The organism is Oceanobacillus sojae (genome assembly GCF_007991515.1).
GTDB lineage: Bacteria > Bacillota > Bacilli > Bacillales > Amphibacillaceae > Oceanobacillus > Oceanobacillus sojae.
Genome location: NZ_BJYM01000016.1, coordinates 68,253 through 84,483, shown reverse-complemented (window position 1 = coordinate 84,483; position 16,231 = coordinate 68,253). Strand labels below are relative to the sequence as shown.

Annotated in this window: 17 protein-coding genes and 1 riboswitch; of the genes, 9 read left to right on the top strand and 8 right to left on the bottom strand. The window is 38.0% G+C overall.

Annotation, left to right across the window (positions count from 1 at the left end):
- Positions 1 to 218: 218 nt before the first annotated feature.
- The 5 genes from OSO01_RS17670 to OSO01_RS17650 all read left to right on the top strand — a co-directional run bounded on the left by OSO01_RS17670 (position 219) and on the right by OSO01_RS17650 (position 5,776).
- Positions 219 to 737, top strand: a complete 519-nt coding sequence (locus tag OSO01_RS17670; RefSeq protein WP_147211766.1) for an HdeD family acid-resistance protein — start codon at positions 219 to 221, stop codon at positions 735 to 737.
- Between the two features lie 117 nt (positions 738 to 854).
- Positions 855 to 971: riboswitch (SAM riboswitch) on the top strand.
- A 166-nt stretch (positions 972 to 1,137) separates the two neighbouring features.
- Positions 1,138 to 2,238, top strand: coding sequence for an iron-containing alcohol dehydrogenase family protein (locus OSO01_RS17665; protein ID WP_147211765.1), 1,101 nt, complete (start codon positions 1,138 to 1,140; stop codon positions 2,236 to 2,238).
- Between the two features lie 23 nt (positions 2,239 to 2,261).
- Complete coding sequence (locus tag OSO01_RS17660; protein WP_147211764.1) at positions 2,262 to 3,077, top strand: MetQ/NlpA family ABC transporter substrate-binding protein; 816 nt, start codon at positions 2,262 to 2,264, stop codon at positions 3,075 to 3,077.
- Positions 3,078 to 3,162: 85 nt separating this feature from the next.
- Positions 3,163 to 4,764 (top strand): glutathione ABC transporter substrate-binding protein, encoded by a 1,602-nt coding sequence (locus OSO01_RS17655; protein WP_147211763.1) that lies wholly within the window; start codon positions 3,163 to 3,165, stop codon positions 4,762 to 4,764.
- Positions 4,765 to 5,125: 361 nt separating this feature from the next.
- Complete coding sequence (locus OSO01_RS17650) at positions 5,126 to 5,776, top strand: lysoplasmalogenase (protein ID WP_246145206.1); 651 nt, start codon at positions 5,126 to 5,128, stop codon at positions 5,774 to 5,776.
- A gap of 109 nt (positions 5,777 to 5,885) precedes the next feature.
- Here OSO01_RS17650 and OSO01_RS17645 read toward each other — a convergent pair whose 3' ends face one another.
- From OSO01_RS17645 to OSO01_RS17615, 7 genes are all read right to left on the bottom strand, one after another.
- The gene (locus tag OSO01_RS17645) at positions 5,886 to 6,443 is read right to left on the bottom strand and encodes an NADPH-dependent FMN reductase (protein WP_147211762.1); all 558 of its coding nucleotides are present in this window, start codon (positions 6,441 to 6,443) and stop codon (positions 5,886 to 5,888) included.
- Between the two features lie 256 nt (positions 6,444 to 6,699).
- Positions 6,700 to 7,008 carry an MGMT family protein gene (locus tag OSO01_RS17640; RefSeq protein ID WP_147211761.1) on the bottom strand — a complete coding sequence of 103 codons (309 nt, stop codon included), beginning with the start codon at positions 7,006 to 7,008 and terminating at the stop codon, positions 6,700 to 6,702.
- Positions 7,009 to 7,076: 68 nt separating this feature from the next.
- The gene (alr, locus tag OSO01_RS17635; protein ID WP_147211760.1) at positions 7,077 to 8,207 is read right to left on the bottom strand and encodes an alanine racemase; all 1,131 of its coding nucleotides are present in this window, start codon (positions 8,205 to 8,207) and stop codon (positions 7,077 to 7,079) included.
- A 193-nt stretch (positions 8,208 to 8,400) separates the two neighbouring features.
- Positions 8,401 to 9,105 (bottom strand): hypothetical protein, encoded by a 705-nt coding sequence (locus OSO01_RS17630; protein ID WP_156985222.1) that lies wholly within the window; start codon positions 9,103 to 9,105, stop codon positions 8,401 to 8,403.
- Between the two features lie 371 nt (positions 9,106 to 9,476).
- Complete coding sequence (locus OSO01_RS17625; RefSeq protein ID WP_147211758.1) at positions 9,477 to 9,779, bottom strand: hypothetical protein; 303 nt, start codon at positions 9,777 to 9,779, stop codon at positions 9,477 to 9,479.
- 27 nt (positions 9,780 to 9,806) lie between these two features.
- Positions 9,807 to 10,217 carry a Spx/MgsR family RNA polymerase-binding regulatory protein gene (locus OSO01_RS17620; protein WP_147211757.1) on the bottom strand — a complete coding sequence of 137 codons (411 nt, stop codon included), beginning with the start codon at positions 10,215 to 10,217 and terminating at the stop codon, positions 9,807 to 9,809.
- Positions 10,218 to 10,342: 125 nt separating this feature from the next.
- Complete coding sequence (locus tag OSO01_RS17615; RefSeq protein ID WP_147211756.1) at positions 10,343 to 10,972, bottom strand: TetR/AcrR family transcriptional regulator; 630 nt, start codon at positions 10,970 to 10,972, stop codon at positions 10,343 to 10,345.
- Positions 10,973 to 11,476: 504 nt separating this feature from the next.
- Here OSO01_RS17615 and OSO01_RS17610 point away from each other — a divergent pair.
- Genes OSO01_RS17610 through OSO01_RS17595 form a run of 4 tightly spaced genes read left to right on the top strand, consistent with a single transcriptional unit; the run spans position 11,477 to position 15,257 of the window.
- Positions 11,477 to 12,586, top strand: a complete 1,110-nt coding sequence (locus OSO01_RS17610) for an ABC transporter ATP-binding protein (RefSeq protein WP_147211755.1) — start codon at positions 11,477 to 11,479, stop codon at positions 12,584 to 12,586.
- On the top strand, positions 12,576 to 13,379 hold the full coding sequence (locus OSO01_RS17605; protein ID WP_147211754.1) for an ABC transporter permease: 804 nt from the start codon (positions 12,576 to 12,578) through the stop codon (positions 13,377 to 13,379). Before OSO01_RS17610 ends, OSO01_RS17605 begins: the two co-directional genes overlap by 11 nt.
- Before the next feature lies 1 nt (position 13,380).
- On the top strand, positions 13,381 to 14,184 hold the full coding sequence (locus OSO01_RS17600) for an ABC transporter permease (protein ID WP_147211753.1): 804 nt from the start codon (positions 13,381 to 13,383) through the stop codon (positions 14,182 to 14,184).
- Complete coding sequence (locus tag OSO01_RS17595; RefSeq protein WP_147211752.1) at positions 14,181 to 15,257, top strand: ABC transporter substrate-binding protein; 1,077 nt, start codon at positions 14,181 to 14,183, stop codon at positions 15,255 to 15,257. The genes OSO01_RS17600 and OSO01_RS17595 overlap by 4 nt, the downstream gene beginning before the upstream one ends.
- Before the next feature lie 302 nt (positions 15,258 to 15,559).
- On the opposite strand, the gene OSO01_RS17590 is transcribed toward OSO01_RS17595, so the two are convergent.
- Positions 15,560 to 16,135 carry an NUDIX hydrolase gene (locus tag OSO01_RS17590; RefSeq protein WP_147211751.1) on the bottom strand — a complete coding sequence of 192 codons (576 nt, stop codon included), beginning with the start codon at positions 16,133 to 16,135 and terminating at the stop codon, positions 15,560 to 15,562.
- Positions 16,136 to 16,231 lie beyond the last annotated feature (96 nt).

Here is a 16,231-nt window from a genome sequence, read left to right as displayed (position 1 = left end):
ATTGAATTATCCTTCTTGAAAGAAAACTTTCAAAGTCTCTCACTCAAAAGTACCGAAAATCACTACCATTGCCAGAAAATTCATTATGAACAGCAACACTAATCCAGTTTAGGTTACATACGTTTTTTGTTTAAATGTAAATATTAAATCTATTTATATAGTAAAAACATGATTTTTACATTAGAATAAAAAAAAAGACATAAGGGAGGCCAAACTAAATGATTAAGGACTTCAAAGAAAACTTTCAACGTCATGCGATACTCCGTGCAGTTATATTTATATTCATCGGTGCAGCAATTTTTATTAATCCAAATGGATTCTTGCATTTTGTGGGTTATTTGATTGCAGGGTATCTAACTTTACTAGGTGTTATTAAAATATATCAAAGCTACAAATTAAAACAACAGACCGGCACTTATGATATAGGTTTAGCAGGCGGCATTCTTTTAATTGTATTGGCTGCTGTCTTCATTTACTTTGCACCAACACTTTTCTCGATTTTACCGTTTTTATTAGGTTTAGCGATTATCATCAATGGACTAATGCAACTGATTGTAGCCTTGAATATAAAAAGTACTGGCTGGACTATTTTTTGTATTCTCCTCATGGTTGGAGGAGCTGTTCTTGTTTTTAACCCTTTCAAAAGCACGCTTATACTATTTCAAACCTTTGGCGTCATTCTGACATGTATAGGAATCTCTGAAATTGTGGGACATTTTCAAAATAGAAGAAAATAATAGATATTAAAGATGTAACTTATTATTTCTGCTTATATATCTATATTTAGCACTCTTTCTAAAGCCATTGACTTTTCATATATTTCATATTAAGATATAACAACAGTTACATAAGAACTCTTATTGAGAGTGGCGGAGGGACTGGCCCGACGAAGCCCGGCAACCTTTCTAGAATTCGTTCTAAAAAAGGTGCTAAATCCTGCAAAGCGCATTATGCGCTTTGGAAAATAAGAGAGGACGTTTAGTAAATAAACTTTTTCAACCTCTCTAGAGCAAATAGAGAGGTTTTTTATGTAGCATTTAAAGAGGTTGTTCAAAAAGTCCAATAAATATAATACGGTGAATTTCTCCGTACTTTTTGAATTCTATTTAAAGTTATTTTAAAAGGGGACATCTTATCATGCAAATAGCTACTGTAAAGGGCTCACCAGGCCATTATCAAATTGGTGAAGGTGCTCTGAAACACCTTGCAGAAAACTTGAATGATCTGCATGTGGAACGAATTGCAGTCGTTACCGGCAGAACTGCCTGGGAAAAGGCAAAACCATATCTTCCAGCTGCAATTACAGATAACATAAAAGAGAAAGATATACATTTTGCAGATGGGCATTGTACTGTCGAACGAACCAGCAGACTTGCAAAGATTTATCAGGAACAACAGGTTGATGCTGTCATTGGTATTGGCGGCGGAACAGCTTTAGACATAGCGAAAGCATCCGCTATAAATGCACAAATAAAAAGCATCTTAATCCCAACCATTGCAGCAACTTGTGCAGCGTGGACCCCGTTAAGTGTCTTTTATCAGGAAGACGGAGCGCATTCTCATTATACAGAATTTCCTGAGGCCAATACATTGGTCATAGTAGAACCGGCAATTATCGCAGAAGCTCCTGTAAAATATTTAAAAGCAGGGATTGGCGATACGTTGGCAAAATTCTATGAAGCCCGTTCTTTAGTGGAAGCCTTCTATCCTGCTGGTACACTTCCAGTCTGGCTGCAAATTTCTCAGTTCGCAGCCCGTTCCTGCAAAGATATTTTGCTTGCTGACAGTGAAGCAGCAATTAAAGCTTGTGAAAATAATCAGGTGACAGATGCACTCATTCGCGTTATTGAAGCCATTATTGCAACAGGTGGTATGGTTGGAGGCTTTGGCGGGAAAGCTGGACGTATTGCCGGTGCACATTCTATTCATAATGGTTTAACAGCAGCACCGCAAATCGCTGATTCCCTTCATGGGGAAATCGTATCCTACGGTATTTTAGCTCAGCTTGTCATAGAACAGGATATTGAAGAGCTTCATAAGCTCTTGAATTATTATGAAGCATGGGGCTTTCCAACAAGCTTGACAGACTTCTCCATACAGACAGATGATCAGGAGCTGTTGGAAGCTATTGCGAAGAAGGTTACCCGTGAAGAGGAATCTATTCATTTGATGAAGAAAGACATCAATGCAGATAAAGTTATTAGTGCATTCTTACAACTTGAAGACTATTCAAAATAAAAATGAAAGTAGGAAGATCTATCATGAAGAAATATTTACTTAGTATTACAGCTTTATTACTCGTTTTCCTTGCTGCCTGCGGCGGAGATGACGAAAGCGGCAGTGAATCAGACTTACTTGAGGATGGTGTACTGACAGTCGGTGTAACAGCCGGGCCGCATGAAGAAATTGTTGAAAAAATAGCTGAAATTGCAGCTGAAGATGATTTAGAGATTAAAACGGTTGTGTTTAGCGATTATGTCATGCCGAATGTTTCTTTAGACGAAGGTGATATTGACATCAGCAGCTTCCAAACAGAACCTTTTATGGACAGTATGGTTGAAGAAAGAGGCTTAGATATTGTTAAAGTAGCAGATACTGTAACTTTCCCGATGGGGGTTTATTCTGAATCTGTTGATTCGCTTGAAGATATTCCAGACGGTGCAACATTAGGTCTTCCTGGAGACCCTACCAACAGCGGACGTGCTTTATTATTATTTGAACAAGCTGGACTTATCAAATTAGAAGAAGGTTTAGGTGTTAACGCAACAGTAAATGATGTTGTTGAAAATCCAAAAAATCTTGAGCTGCTTGAGTTAGATTCTGCGCAAATACCAAGGCAGCTTGGTGAAGTAGATGCAGCGGCAATTAATTCCAATTTTGCAATTGAAGCTGACCTTTCCCCTAAAGATGATTCTATCTTTATTGAGCAGGACTCTACCTTTGTTAACTTAATTGCAACCCGCACAGAAAATAAGGATGATGAAGTAGTTCAGCAATTTATTGATCTTTACCACACAGATGAAGTAAAAGAATTTATTGAAGAAAACTTCGACGGCTCTGTCGTTCCAGGCTGGTAAAATCAAATAATTTAAGTAAGCTGAAGCCTGATTATTACAATATAATCAGGCTTTAAAGTACAACATGGAAAAGGAGAAACATCTTATGAGAATACAGAAAAAAATATATGTGCTCGTATTTATAGCTCTGTTGAGCCTCGTTTTGGCTGCTTGTGCCAGTGAGCCAGATAGTAATACGAATGAATCTGGGAGCAATGATTCAGAAGGAGGTACGCCAGGCGGTGATTTAACGATTACCACTCCAGCAGATGCTGTATCACTTGATCCGGCTGCTTCCAATGATACCCCGTCCAGTGACGTACAACGAAATATTTTTGAAACACTTGTTACCCAGGATGAGAATATGGAGGTTCAGCCTTTGCTTGCAGAGGAATGGGAGCAAATTGACGATACTACGTGGGAATTCAAGCTGCGTCAGGATGTTAAATTCCATGACGGCTCTGATTTTAATGCAGACGTTGTAAAAGCAAATATTGACCGTACGCTTGATCCGGATGTAGGATCTCCACGCGCAATTATGTACAATATGATTTCTGAAGTCGAAGTAGTCGATGATTATACTGTTCATTTTAAAACAGAATATCCTTTTGCTGCATTACCGGCTCACCTTGCTCATCCAGGTGGAGTGATGATTTCAAAGGATCAGATTGAAGAAGACTACGCAGCTATGGAAGATGGAGAAGATGCTGGAAATGTTATCAGTGCAAATCCACAGGGCACTGGCCCTTTCAAATACGATGAATGGCAGCCTGGTCAATACGTCCGTTTAGTAAATAATGAAGATTACTGGGGCGAGCCGGCATTGCTTGATTCGGTAACCTTCAAAGTAGTTACGGAAGATTTAACTCGTATTGCAGAGCTGCAGACCGGTGACTCTCAGGTTGCGAACTCCTTAAGCCCGTCTGATGTGGCTCAAATTGAGGGTTCTGATCATCTATCCGTTCAGGCTCAGGACAGTCTGGCACTATCCTATTTAGGATTTAACATGGAGAAGGAACCATTTGATGATGTACGTGTCCGCCAGGCAATAGCTAAAGCAATTGATAAAGAAGAAATTCTTTCCGGTATTTATGATGATGTCGGCATTCCTGCACATACTCCAATTGCACCAAGTGTGTTTGGTTACAGTGAGGACGTAAAAGACCAAGAATATAATATAGAAGAAGCGAAAGAATTACTTGCTGAAGCAGGTCTGGAGGATGGATTCTCCACAACAATTTGGACAAATGATGATCGTCAGCGCATTGATACAGCAACAAATATCCAGGCACAGCTGAAGGAAATTGGTATTAATGCAGAAGTAAGAACTGTGGAATGGGGCTCTATGCTTGAACAGACTGCTAACGGCGAGCATGATATGTTTGTCTTTGGCTGGACAACCGTTACCGGAGATGCTGATAACGGCTTATATCCTTTATTCCATTCAGATAATCTGGGTGAATCAGGAAATAGAACTTTTACAGTTGATCCCGAGCTCGATGATTTATTAGACCAGGCCCGTCAGGAAGGTGATCCTGATGAACGATTAGAGCTTTACCGTCAAACACAGGAATTACTGGCTGAAATTACGCCAATGGTTTATATTCACCATCAGCAATATTTATTAGGTGTCGATGACAGTGTAAAAGGATTAACTCAATCACCAACACAGCTTTTAAATTTAAAAGAAGTATCTATCGAACAATAATAGAATCTCCTCTTGCTCCTCAATCAGGGGCGGCAAGGGGAGTTTTTTATTATAAAAAGCTTACATATCCCAAATGAAAAATTTTCTTTAATTCTCTTAATTATCTCTGGAGTTTGTTTGTATCTAGTTTCGAATAAATAATGTACAACCCTATTAATCCTTAACGATGTCTAAAAAACCATTAAGTTTTTTCATTATTCATCTCCTTGTAACTCCTTATTTCTTCCACCATTGCAATACTTCAAAAAAGGAATTCTGTTATATATCTAGAATTTGTTATATAAGCATTTTTTTACTATGATTAAACTAAACTTATCTGAAGATTCTCATCCTGATAAATGAAGGGAATGTGTCCAATTTGATGCTCTATCGTTTACCCATATTGATTCTGACTACAGGAATTGTCTATATATTTATTTCACCATCAGAGCCGTTAGCATTCAGTATTTTCTTTAAGGTAATTCCAATGGTGCTTATTCTGATCTATGCTTTTGAGCAATCACTGCCAAAACGAAAGACCGTACATTATTGGATTATTGGCGGTATTATATTTTGCCTGATTGGGGATGCAACGTTGCATTGGTTTTTAATCGGCTTAACTGCTTTTTTTGTTGGTCATGTATTCTATACAATCGGCTTTTTAAAAGAATGGCGCTTTTCTTTACCAAGATTTCTTTCTTCTATACCACTTATTCTTTTTGCCTGCTGGATTGGTTATCAGCTTATAAGCAGACTGCAGACTGATGGGGAGACAACCCTTATCATCCCTGTCATCGCTTATATTGGAATCATTACCCTGATGACATTTACGGCTGTAATGACGGGGAACCGCTGGGCTGTTCTAGGAAGTATTTTATTTATCATTTCCGACAGTATGCTTGCCTGGAATATGTTCATATCCAGTTTTGCAGCCGCAAATGAAGTTATTATGCTTACTTACTATAGTGCACAATTTCTTATTGCCCATAGCCTGTTTACCATTGACTCCAAACACAAAGGAGTTGCCTGGTAACAGCTCATGAGAAAAATATGTCTATAAATACGTAAAAAGCCCTTTTGCGAAAACATAATTTCGTAAAAGGACTTTTTAGATTACAGCATAGTATTCCTAAAGCCTCACTTTATATAAATGGCGTTATTTCCGGATGCTTCTGCAGGATATCCACATAATGAATAAGATCATCTGATAATTTATTTAAACGATCAATAACATTTTGATTCGTGATTATATAGTTTGTATAATCCTTTTCTTCAACAAATACATATTTGGGAATTACCCATGCATGCATATAGTGAAGAATCGGTTTTAAATGCTGTTCCGGCACTAAATAGTGCTTCGTTGTGCCCGCAGTTGCTACAATTGCAACCATTTTATTCCGAAAAGCATCGACAGGAAGCAGATCAAAAATATTCTTTAATGTTCCTGGAATAGATGCTTGAAAAACAGGCATTCCGATCAGGATTCCATCAGCCTGCATAATTTTTTCCAACAAGACTTTTGTGTCACCTGTATAATCTTTGTAAGGACGTCCGTCACTGAATACCACATTGTAGTCCTTTAAATCTAACAGTTCTATATCTACTCCAGTATGTTCTTTTTCCATATACTTTAATACATGGTCCACTGCAACTCTTGTTTTTGAGCCGACCGTTGAACCAGAAATACCAACTATTTTCACGGAGCATCCTCCTATATTATCAATTTATTTCTTTTTGTCCAGGAATGTTTATCTGATTCTTAATCAGTCTATGCAAACATATGGATGCACATTTACTTTGTTCGCCTATAAATAGACTTCTTTATAACGCGAACCTTCTATATTGCTCATATGATTACAAAGGAACATAAACAGACAGGAATGAAAACGCTTTTTAAAAGCAGTTATTTACCTGTATTATACCTAGTTGACAAATAGAAATACAGTTAGATGCTTATCAGTCTGGAATCCATTGGTACTCTTTTAAATTCACACGCCCGGCAGAACTTACATGAATATCTTCCGCCTCCAAACGGGTGCGCTGCTCCCAATTTGCCTCTTCATTTGGAATTGCCAGCTGGCCTTTTGCATTGATTACACGGTGCCAGGGCAGGTTATGCTTTCTGCTCATTGAATGGAGGATCCGGACAACCTGTCTCGCAGCTCTAGGATTACCGGCCTCTCTGGCTATTTGTCCATAAGTCATAACCTTTCCTGGTGGTATTTGCTGTATTATTTTGATAACCTCATGTGTAAAAGGAGTCATCCTTTATCATTCCTATTCCAATTTTTATCGCAGTACACCGAAAAGAAACTGCTAAATGAAGTTTTACTTTACCTCACATATTTTCGCGGTACACGTTTTCCAATTAAACAAACTGTTTCATAATGAATGGTTTGCATTTGTTTTGCTACAATGTCCAAAGAAACATATCCTTCACTGGGGTCGCCAAAAATGGTGACAATATCATTCTCATGAACATCATCTATGTTCGAAACATCCACCATCGTCTGGTCCATACAGATGCGTCCGACAATCAGACATTCCTTCCCACGAATGGTAACATGCCCCTGATTGGATAAGAGACGTGATAATCCATCTGCATAGCCGATTGGTAAGGTAGCAATTTTTACTTCTTCCTTTGTTGTATAGGTTCTGCCATAGCTGATAGATTGTCCAGCCGGAACAGGCTTAATAAGTACAGGCTTTGTTTTCAAGCTCATCACCTGCTTCAGCGGCAGAATTCCCTTTAAATGAGGCTCCGGATAAAGACCATACAGGCTTACTCCTACACGAACCATATCCAGGTGCATTTCCGTATATGCAATCGTCCCGGCGCTGTTACAGCAATGCTTGATAGGAATTTTGTACCCATTCGCTTCTACTGCCTGATAAATCTGCTGGAATCTTTCAAATTGCTGATACGTATACTCACTTGACTTGCCATTATCCGCCTCCGCAAAATGAGTAAAGATTCCCTCTACTTCTATTTCTTCCTGGTCTAAGGCTTGACATAACTCCAATGCTTCTTCCACTGACCGGATACCAATACGCGTCATTCCTGTATCCACTTTGATGTGAACCTTTGCCTTTTTCTCTAAAGTTATTGCTGCCTGGCGAATTGCTTCTATTGTTTCCTGCGAATAGACTGTCAGTGTTATATCCTGCTCTATTGCTTTATGGACTGCATAACCCGGTGTATAGCCTAGTATTAATACAGGTGCAATAATCCCTGCTTCTCTTAAGGCCAGTGCTTCATCTAAAAAAGCAACTCCAAGCCAGTCCGCTCCATTAGCTAATGCTTCTTCAGCAATTTCTACAGCTCCGTGACCATATCCATCTGCCTTCACAACAGCCATAAAGCGTGCTTCTTTATGAATATGCTGTTTGAATTGTTTTACATTAAAGGCTAAAGCCTGCAGAGATACTTCCGCCCAAGTATCTCGGAAACTTGTTGTTTTCATGTTTTGCCACCTCGTATTTGTCGTCATTAATTCTATATTTATTCTCTATTTTCAGTTCACAATGTATCAATCTGATTTTATCACTTTCATTCTTTAAAGAGAAATGATGCTGCTTAAAAGGAATATTAAACCTCATAAATGTTTAGTCGCATATGTACCCATTAAAGAAGTGAGCCGTTTCTTATGAAACAGCTCACTTCTTTAATGTTTCTTTAGATGACTTTGTATCTTCCCGATGAACAACATTCCACTTGCCGCCAAACAATTGTATACTTTTTTCTATCTTCTTTATCACTTCATCTGCTCTCTCATAAATGATTCCACGTAAATCATGGACCTGACGCATCAATTTCTCAAGCCATGCCTCCTGTGTATCGATTCTTTCATGGAGCAGCGTGAGTTCTTCTTCTCTTTGTCCCGTCTGATTATAAATTTCTTCTAACTTATTTCCCTGCTCCTCCACTTTTTTTGATATTATTGCATTTACATCCTCTATTTTTTCAAGCTTAACATGAATAGATGCCTGGTTATTCTTAATATCATCTGTCTCTGCCTCAGCCTTCTTTTGAATAGCAAGAACCTGTGCAAGCTGTCCGCTTTCACTCCTTGAATTTTCATCAAGCAAATCTAATCGATCTAATACCTTCTCCTGCACCTGCTGATGATTCTTTCTATTTTTGTCCATCTCCTTTAATCTTTTCGCAATGCGTTCCAGCTGCTGATTTTTTGCAAAAACATCCCGCTGAAGCTGCTGTAATACTTCTGTAGATTCCCTTTGCATTTCCAGCTGTTTTTGTTCTCTCTCACTTGCATGAGCATAAATAAATGTTTCCTGATTAGACGAAGCACCCTTTATATCATCTGCATAAATGCGCTTTTGCCGGTTCAGATATACCATTTTCATCACCTCTAAAATCAGCTTATGCACAAAGAAAAAAATAGGACGAATTTTGGTTATTCGCCTAGTATCATATGATGGACCTGTGATAGAGAAGAATTGAGAAAAATAACTCCTCTTCATTATTAGAATCATCTTCTAACCGCATAATTTTTTTATATTTCATTTTCACTTCTATCAGCATTTTTCTATAAATAAGTTAAAAACCCCAAGTGACATCTCATTCACTCAGAGTTTCCTTCATAGGTTATATTATTGAAAGTGGATAAAACCATATAAGCTCCGAGGAAGATGAGCTAAGGCTTTGGGCGCAGAAGAATCAGCCCGAAGGAAGTTTCTTGTAAAAACTTCGAGCTGCTCATTATATTCCCTTAATTCCGATGGATGGTACTATGTGTTCGAGCTTTAAACGCATCGATAAACTGTTCCGGTGAAGATTTTATAATGTAGGCATAAACTCCTTTAAGAGTGTGTAAATAAAGCATTCCTTTTTCTTTTTTTCCAGTGAGCCGGTATGAAATATCCATAACATCTTCAATTGAGAATTCCCGGTATCGTGTGACAATCTTATCTTCATAAAGATACATATAACGTTGTTCTTCCGTATCCTTTTGTTCTAATACGCTTACTTGACGGACAACTTTTACATACGGTTGTTTGGCAATAAATTGCATTGTCTCCTCCGTTAATTCATCATTCTATCAGCTTTCCGCAACACGAAGATGATTCTTTCTCCATTGCAGCCATTGGCTTTCTCTCGTTTTCCGCGGTAAAAACTGGCGGATATCCTCTTCATGATAGCCAACTTGCAATCTTTTCGCGTCTACCATAATCGGACTGCGTAAAAGACGGGGATATTCTTGAATAATCTCTAATAACTCCTGCAACGGCAATGCTTCAATATCAAGATCTAAATCTTTATAAATTTTAGAGCGTGTAGAAATAATTTCATCTGTTCCTTCTACTGTCATACGAAGAATATTTTGTAATTCATTGACTGTCAAAGGTTCTCTGATTACATTACGTTCTGTATATTCAATTCCGTTTTTCGTAAACCATTGTTTTGCTTTTCTTGTTGATGAGCATGCTGCACCATAAATTGTTACTGTCATTAATCATACCCCATTTTTATATAGTTTCTTTTCCTAAATCATTAGAAAACTTGACCTTTGCTAAACCTTTGGGTAAATACCAAATTATGACCGGGTCATCGCCCCCGTCGCACAAATGGAAAAGTTTATACTTGCTTCTTTACCTTTGATAAACCTTTGCTTAACAGGTCCATTTCAATACGAAAATTCTCTATAGCTTTTTCATGAGAAAGATTTCTGGATAACTGATCCACAATATTTCGAAATGTGACAGATGTTAAAATCTGCATAACATGGAAGAACTCTTGTTTATTATCAATATTTAATTTTTTAAAATCCACCAGATCCTTTACTTGATTCACTGCATCTACCTCTGGCTGTTTCCCTAAGAATAACTCCGTAAATGAATCTTCAATTTCATGCGTGACATTAAGCACGGCATTTTTTAAGAATTGTAAATGCTCCTCTTCAGAAAGCTCGATAAGCATTGTGCGAAAAACCTGATCCATAGAAGCCATCAGATCTCCGTCCTTTTCCTGTAACAGCTTTAAAAAGTATGCCCGGCGCTTATCTGTATGGATCTTTAATAAATAATAAAATGCATCTTCTTTACCGTTAAAATATTGATAAAAACTTCCTCTTGAAACACCTGCAAGCTTTACAATATTCGCAATGGAGGCTTGTGGTAACGGAGCTCTTGCAAATTCTTTTTCTGCTGCTTGCAATAATTTAGCCCTTTTTGAGTCGTTCAAATTAAAAAATGTAGATGTAGGCATATTCTTGCTCCTCCATAAGCTCATGTGACACAATGTCATGTTCTATAATTCTATATTAAGTGACACGATGTCATAAGTCAATTTTTTTCATGACATCGTGTCACTTTTTTTATAAAATGTGACTATTGTATGGCAGGCAGGAGCCAGGTTTTCTATTAATAAGTGTTTACTATTTCTCTTTCCTGTAAACCTTTTATAAAAAATTTATTCTTACATTCGTTTAACCTCCGACCTAATAATCATATTCCCCGATTCTGCTATTTCATAACCTTAAATATTGAACAAAATATGAGAATTTCAAAAATTAATTTGATTATTTATTTTTCGGTATCGTTATCTGCTTTTTCCTTCAAAATAATACCTAAAAAAAATTGATTTCAAATGATTTATTTTCGTGTATAATTATTTCGAATCTGATAAGAATGATAGCACTCCTTTATGTTCACACGTGAATATATGCAAAGGATTTTTTATTAGATATCTTTATGTAAAAAGGAGTCTGAAATGGCAAAAAAACCAATTATTCAATTCAATCATGTAATGAAACAATTTGACGATGATGCACCTGTTTTGGATCACGTCAGTTTTGAAATAGAAAAAGGAAAGTTTTATACCCTGCTCGGTCCTTCCGGATGTGGGAAAACAACAATTCTCCGCTTAATTGCCGGATTTACAGAAGCGACCTCAGGCGATATTCTTTTTGAAGGAAAAAAGATTAATCATGTACCAGCCAACAAGCGTCCTATTAATACCGTTTTTCAAGATTACGCCCTGTTCCCCCATCTTAATGTATATGAAAATGTTGCTTTTGGGTTACGGATTAAAAAGGTTAAAAAAGCAGATATGGATGCCAAGGTCAAAGAAGCGCTCAGCTTTGTAAATTTAAAAGGCTATGAAAACCGGGAGATTACGGATATGTCCGGCGGTCAAAAGCAGCGTGTAGCAATTGCCCGCGCCATTGTCAATGAGCCGGCCATTATCCTGCTGGATGAACCGCTCTCGGCACTGGACTTGAAGCTTCGTTATCAAATGCAATATGAATTGCGGGAGCTGCAGAGACGTCTTGGGATTACCTTTATTTTCGTGACACATGACCAGGAGGAAGCTCTTGCTATGTCGGATGAAATCTTTGTATTAAACAAAGGAAAAATTCAGCAAAGCGGCACACCTAACGATATTTATGATGAGCCGATTAACCGGTTTGTTGCAGACTTTATCGGCGAGTCAAATATTATCCGGGCAACAATGATTCAGGATTTTCTGGTCGAATTTGCCGGTAAACAATTTGAATGTGTAGACCAGGGGATGGACCCGAATGAAGCTGTTGAAATTGTCATTCGGCCGGAGGATATGGAAATTACTTCTGTAGAACAGGGAAGCATTCGCGTTACGGTTCAAGCTCAATTATTCCGCGGGGTGCACTATGAAATTACTTGTATGGATGATACCGGCAATGAATGGCTTGTTCAATCGACCAAAAAAGCAACTATCGGCGAGGAAATCGGGCTCCGCTTCACACCTGAGGACATTCATGTTATGCGGTTAAATGAATCAGAGGAAGACTTCGACCGCCGCCTCGATGCCTATAGTGAGGATGAGAACGATGCAAAATAAAACCTTCCGAAATTTGTTTATGCTCCCTTATGCACTGTGGATTATTATATTCGTTATTGCGCCGATTCTTTTGGTTGTTTACTTTTCTTTTTTTGATATTAATGGAAATTTCTCTTTAACAAATTATAAAAACTTTTTTACTGCAACTTATTTGCAAATGACCTTAAACTCGTTTTGGTACGCTTTTTTGATAACCGTTATTTCGCTGCTCATAGCATATCCGACAGCTTATATTCTGACGCGTACCAAGCATAAGCAGCTATGGCTTCTGCTCATTATTGTTCCTTCCTGGATCAATTTATTATTAAAAGCCTATGCCTTCATTGGAATTTTTGGCACACACGGCGCTGCCAACCGTTTTTTAGAGTGGGCCGGCATTGGATCCAGACAGCTCTTATTTACCGATTTCAGCTTTGTATTTGTTGCTGTGTATATTTTTATTCCTTTTATGATTTTACCTATTTTTAATGCTCTGGATAAATTAAATCCCAGCCTGCTTTATGCAGCAAGTGATTTGGGAGCATCTAAATGGACAACATTCCGAAGAGTTATCTTCCCGTTGACATTGGACGGTGTCAAATCAGGATGCCAGGTTGTTTTTATTCCGGCTTTATCCCTGTTTATGCTGACACGACTTATCGCAGGAAACCGGGTAATTACGCTGGGGACAGCGATTGAACAGCAGTTTCTCGTGACACAGAACTGGGGAATGGGCGCGACCATTGCTGTATTTTTAATTATCATCATGGTCGGCTTTATGGCACTGACTTCGATTAGAAGGAGAGGTGTGTAATATGGAGAAAAAATCTTCTTCGTTCGCAAATCTATTTTTGCTGCTTATCTTTTTTATTTTATACGCACCTATCTTTTACCTGATTTTCTATTCCTTTAACAGCGGCGGTACTATGAGCCATTTTGAAAGATTTACCCTTGATTGGTACCGGGAATTATTGCATGATACCCGGCTGTTAATTATCGTCTTGAATACAGTAGTCATTGCTTTATTATCTGCACTTATTGCTACAATAACAGGTGTACTCGGCGCTATCGGGATACGCTCCTATAAACGGAGACAGACTAGAAATACATTGCTTTCATTAAATAATGTCCTTATTGTCAGTCCTGACGTTATTATGGGAGCAAGCTTTTTGATTCTCTTTACCATGGCGGGGATTCAGCTCGGATTTTATTCTGTTCTTTTATCTCATATTGCATTCAGTATACCGATTGTTGTACTGATGGTTTTGCCGAAGCTGATGGAAATGTCGCCCTCTTTAGAGGATGCAGCGCGCGATTTAGGAGCAAGCCATTGGAATGTTTTGACGAAAGTAACACTGCCCTATATAGCACCAGGAATCTTTGCCGGCTTCTTTATGGCTTTAACGTACTCCTTAGATGATTTTGCAGTGACCTTCTTTGTAACTGGAAATGGATTTTCAACACTGTCTGTAGAAATCTATTCCCTGGCAAGAAGAGGCGTCTCCTTAAATATTAATGCATTATCAACACTGATGTTTGTTATTACTGTCATTTTTGTCGTTGTCTATTATTACCTGGCAAGCAGCTCAGGTACAAAGGGGGCGAACTTTAGACGATGAAGGCTTTAAACCGTTCGTTTCTTATTATTCTCGTTGTGTCTGTTGTTTTACTCATAGTTATTAACCGTCTGAATGCTGCACAGGGTTTTTCCGGCGACAACACACTTACCGTATATAACTGGGGAGACTATATTGACCCGGATGTCATTCAGCAATTTGAAGAAGAAACAGGAATCACTGTTATTTATGAGACCTTCGATTCCAATGAAGCAATGATGACCAAAATTGAACAGGGCGGCACAACATATGATATCGCCGTTCCTTCTGAATATACTATTGAAAAAATGAAAGAAGAAGACTTGCTCTTTGAGCTGGATCATGATAAAATTCCAAACCTGCAATATATTGATGATCGCTTCTTAAATCTGCCTTTTGATGAGAATAATCGCTATTCAACCCCTTATTTTTGGGGAACAGTAGGCATTATATTCAACCCCGAGCTGCTTCCGGAGGGAATGGAAATAACAGGATGGCATGATTTATGGGACCCGCGCCTGGAGAACCAGATTCTGCTTGTTGATGGAGCCCGGGAAATTATAGGTATGGGCTTAAACACACTCGGTTATTCTCTGAACGACACAAATCCAGAGCATCTATATGAAACATTGGATCAATTGGAAAAGCTGACTCCTAATATCCGTGCCATCGTCGGGGATGAAAACAAAATGCTGATGGTGAATAATGAAGCTGCAGTGGCAGTCGGCTGGTCCGGGGATGCTGCAGATATTATGTGGGAAAATGAAGCAATGGACTATGTGGTTCCTGAGGTAGGCTCTAATCTTTGGTTTGACAATTTTGTTATTCCCAAAACTGCCAAAAATATCGAAGGTGCACATGAATTTATTAACTTTATGCTGGACCCTGAGATTTCTGCACAGAACACAGAATATGTCAGCTACTCTACGCCGAATAAAGAAGCTTTGAAATATATGCCTGAAGAAATGGTGAACGATGAACGCTTTTACCCGGATGCTGCATTGACGGATAAGCTTGAGGTTTATGAAAATCTCGGGAAGGAAAATCTGGCGTTTTATAATGAGCTGTTTTTACAGTTTAAGATGTATCGGAAGTAATTGATAAATTATTTTGGTGTTTTGATATATCTATTTAACGCTTGATAAAATTGTTCTCATATTCCAACCAAGGCAATGATAACATTTCTGCCATCTTCACCCTGGCCGATTGTATAAGCGATCTCATAATTTTTACGTTAATAATATATGTCGTAACCAAAAATATCAGCTAAATCTCTTTTTTCCAACAACTCCAAAGGGATTTAGCTGAATTTCTTTAAAAGCTTCTTTTAATTTTTTAATAAATTTAACGGCTTGAAAGGGAATAATCAACTCATTCTTTTTTACTGCCTATTTTAAGTTCACTCCCCTATTTTTACTTCTTTGCGTTGCCTCAATTTTTCTATCAATATTTTTAACCCGTTGTTATCTATATCCTTTATATGTACCCAGGCAACTTTATTATTCTCTATGTTCCCCAATATAACTTCCGTGTTTACTTTCACGATATACCTGAAATCGTAATGCTGATGAGTCCCTTCCCCTTTTTTTGGATTGGCAGGAATCGTATGAATATCAATATCTAAAGGGATAAGAGAAACTGCTGCATCCACTTCCCCATCCATTCCTGTTTCTTCTTTCAGCTCTCTGACAGCTGATTCGACCGGTCTTTCATCTGGGTCTACATGACCGCCTGGCTGCAGCCATTTTTTCAAGTTTTGATGAAGCATCATTAACATATAATCAGGATTGGATTCTTTTATTATAATTGCACTTGCAGTGATGTGTCCCGGGAGTGATTTTCTCGAAAAAATATCTGTTTTATTTTCGTTAAGCTGATGAATAAGTGGTGCTAACCTTTCCTGCTCTTCAGGATAAAGAGATAAATAATTTTCTACCTGTTTGTTAATTTCATTTGCAATTACGCTTATCCTCATAAAATCCTCCTGCCATATAAAAAATTATATTGATATCATTTTAACATTCTGAATTCACAAAATAAACATATCATTCCTGCAGAGATTCAGAAATGC

What these genes read in the sequence shown, in the direction of transcription:
- OSO01_RS17630 (WP_156985222.1), bottom strand. Translation starts at nt 9,105, where the DNA reads ATGGTATATCTGAACCGGCAAAAGCGCATTTATGCAGATGATATAAAG.
- OSO01_RS17610 (WP_147211755.1), top strand. Translation starts at nt 11,477, where the DNA reads ATGGCAAAAAAACCAATTATTCAATTCAATCATGTAATGAAACAATTT.
- OSO01_RS17600 (WP_147211753.1), top strand. Translation starts at nt 13,381, where the DNA reads ATGGAGAAAAAATCTTCTTCGTTCGCAAATCTATTTTTGCTGCTTATC.
- OSO01_RS17605 (WP_147211754.1), top strand. Translation starts at nt 12,576, where the DNA reads ATGCAAAATAAAACCTTCCGAAATTTGTTTATGCTCCCTTATGCACTG.
- OSO01_RS17640 (WP_147211761.1), bottom strand. Translation starts at nt 7,008, where the DNA reads ATGACTCCTTTTACACATGAGGTTATCAAAATAATACAGCAAATACCA.
- OSO01_RS17655 (WP_147211763.1), top strand. Translation starts at nt 3,163, where the DNA reads ATGAGAATACAGAAAAAAATATATGTGCTCGTATTTATAGCTCTGTTG.
- OSO01_RS17670 (WP_147211766.1), top strand. Translation starts at nt 219, where the DNA reads ATGATTAAGGACTTCAAAGAAAACTTTCAACGTCATGCGATACTCCGT.
- OSO01_RS17590 (WP_147211751.1), bottom strand. Translation starts at nt 16,135, where the DNA reads ATGAGGATAAGCGTAATTGCAAATGAAATTAACAAACAGGTAGAAAAT.
- OSO01_RS17660 (WP_147211764.1), top strand. Translation starts at nt 2,262, where the DNA reads ATGAAGAAATATTTACTTAGTATTACAGCTTTATTACTCGTTTTCCTT.
- OSO01_RS17615 (WP_147211756.1), bottom strand. Translation starts at nt 10,972, where the DNA reads ATGCCTACATCTACATTTTTTAATTTGAACGACTCAAAAAGGGCTAAA.
- OSO01_RS17665 (WP_147211765.1), top strand. Translation starts at nt 1,138, where the DNA reads ATGCAAATAGCTACTGTAAAGGGCTCACCAGGCCATTATCAAATTGGT.
- OSO01_RS17625 (WP_147211758.1), bottom strand. Translation starts at nt 9,779, where the DNA reads ATGCAATTTATTGCCAAACAACCGTATGTAAAAGTTGTCCGTCAAGTA.
- OSO01_RS17650 (WP_246145206.1), top strand. Translation starts at nt 5,126, where the DNA reads ATGCTCTATCGTTTACCCATATTGATTCTGACTACAGGAATTGTCTAT.
- OSO01_RS17595 (WP_147211752.1), top strand. Translation starts at nt 14,181, where the DNA reads ATGAAGGCTTTAAACCGTTCGTTTCTTATTATTCTCGTTGTGTCTGTT.
- alr (WP_147211760.1), bottom strand. Translation starts at nt 8,207, where the DNA reads ATGAAAACAACAAGTTTCCGAGATACTTGGGCGGAAGTATCTCTGCAG.
- OSO01_RS17620 (WP_147211757.1), bottom strand. Translation starts at nt 10,217, where the DNA reads ATGACAGTAACAATTTATGGTGCAGCATGCTCATCAACAAGAAAAGCA.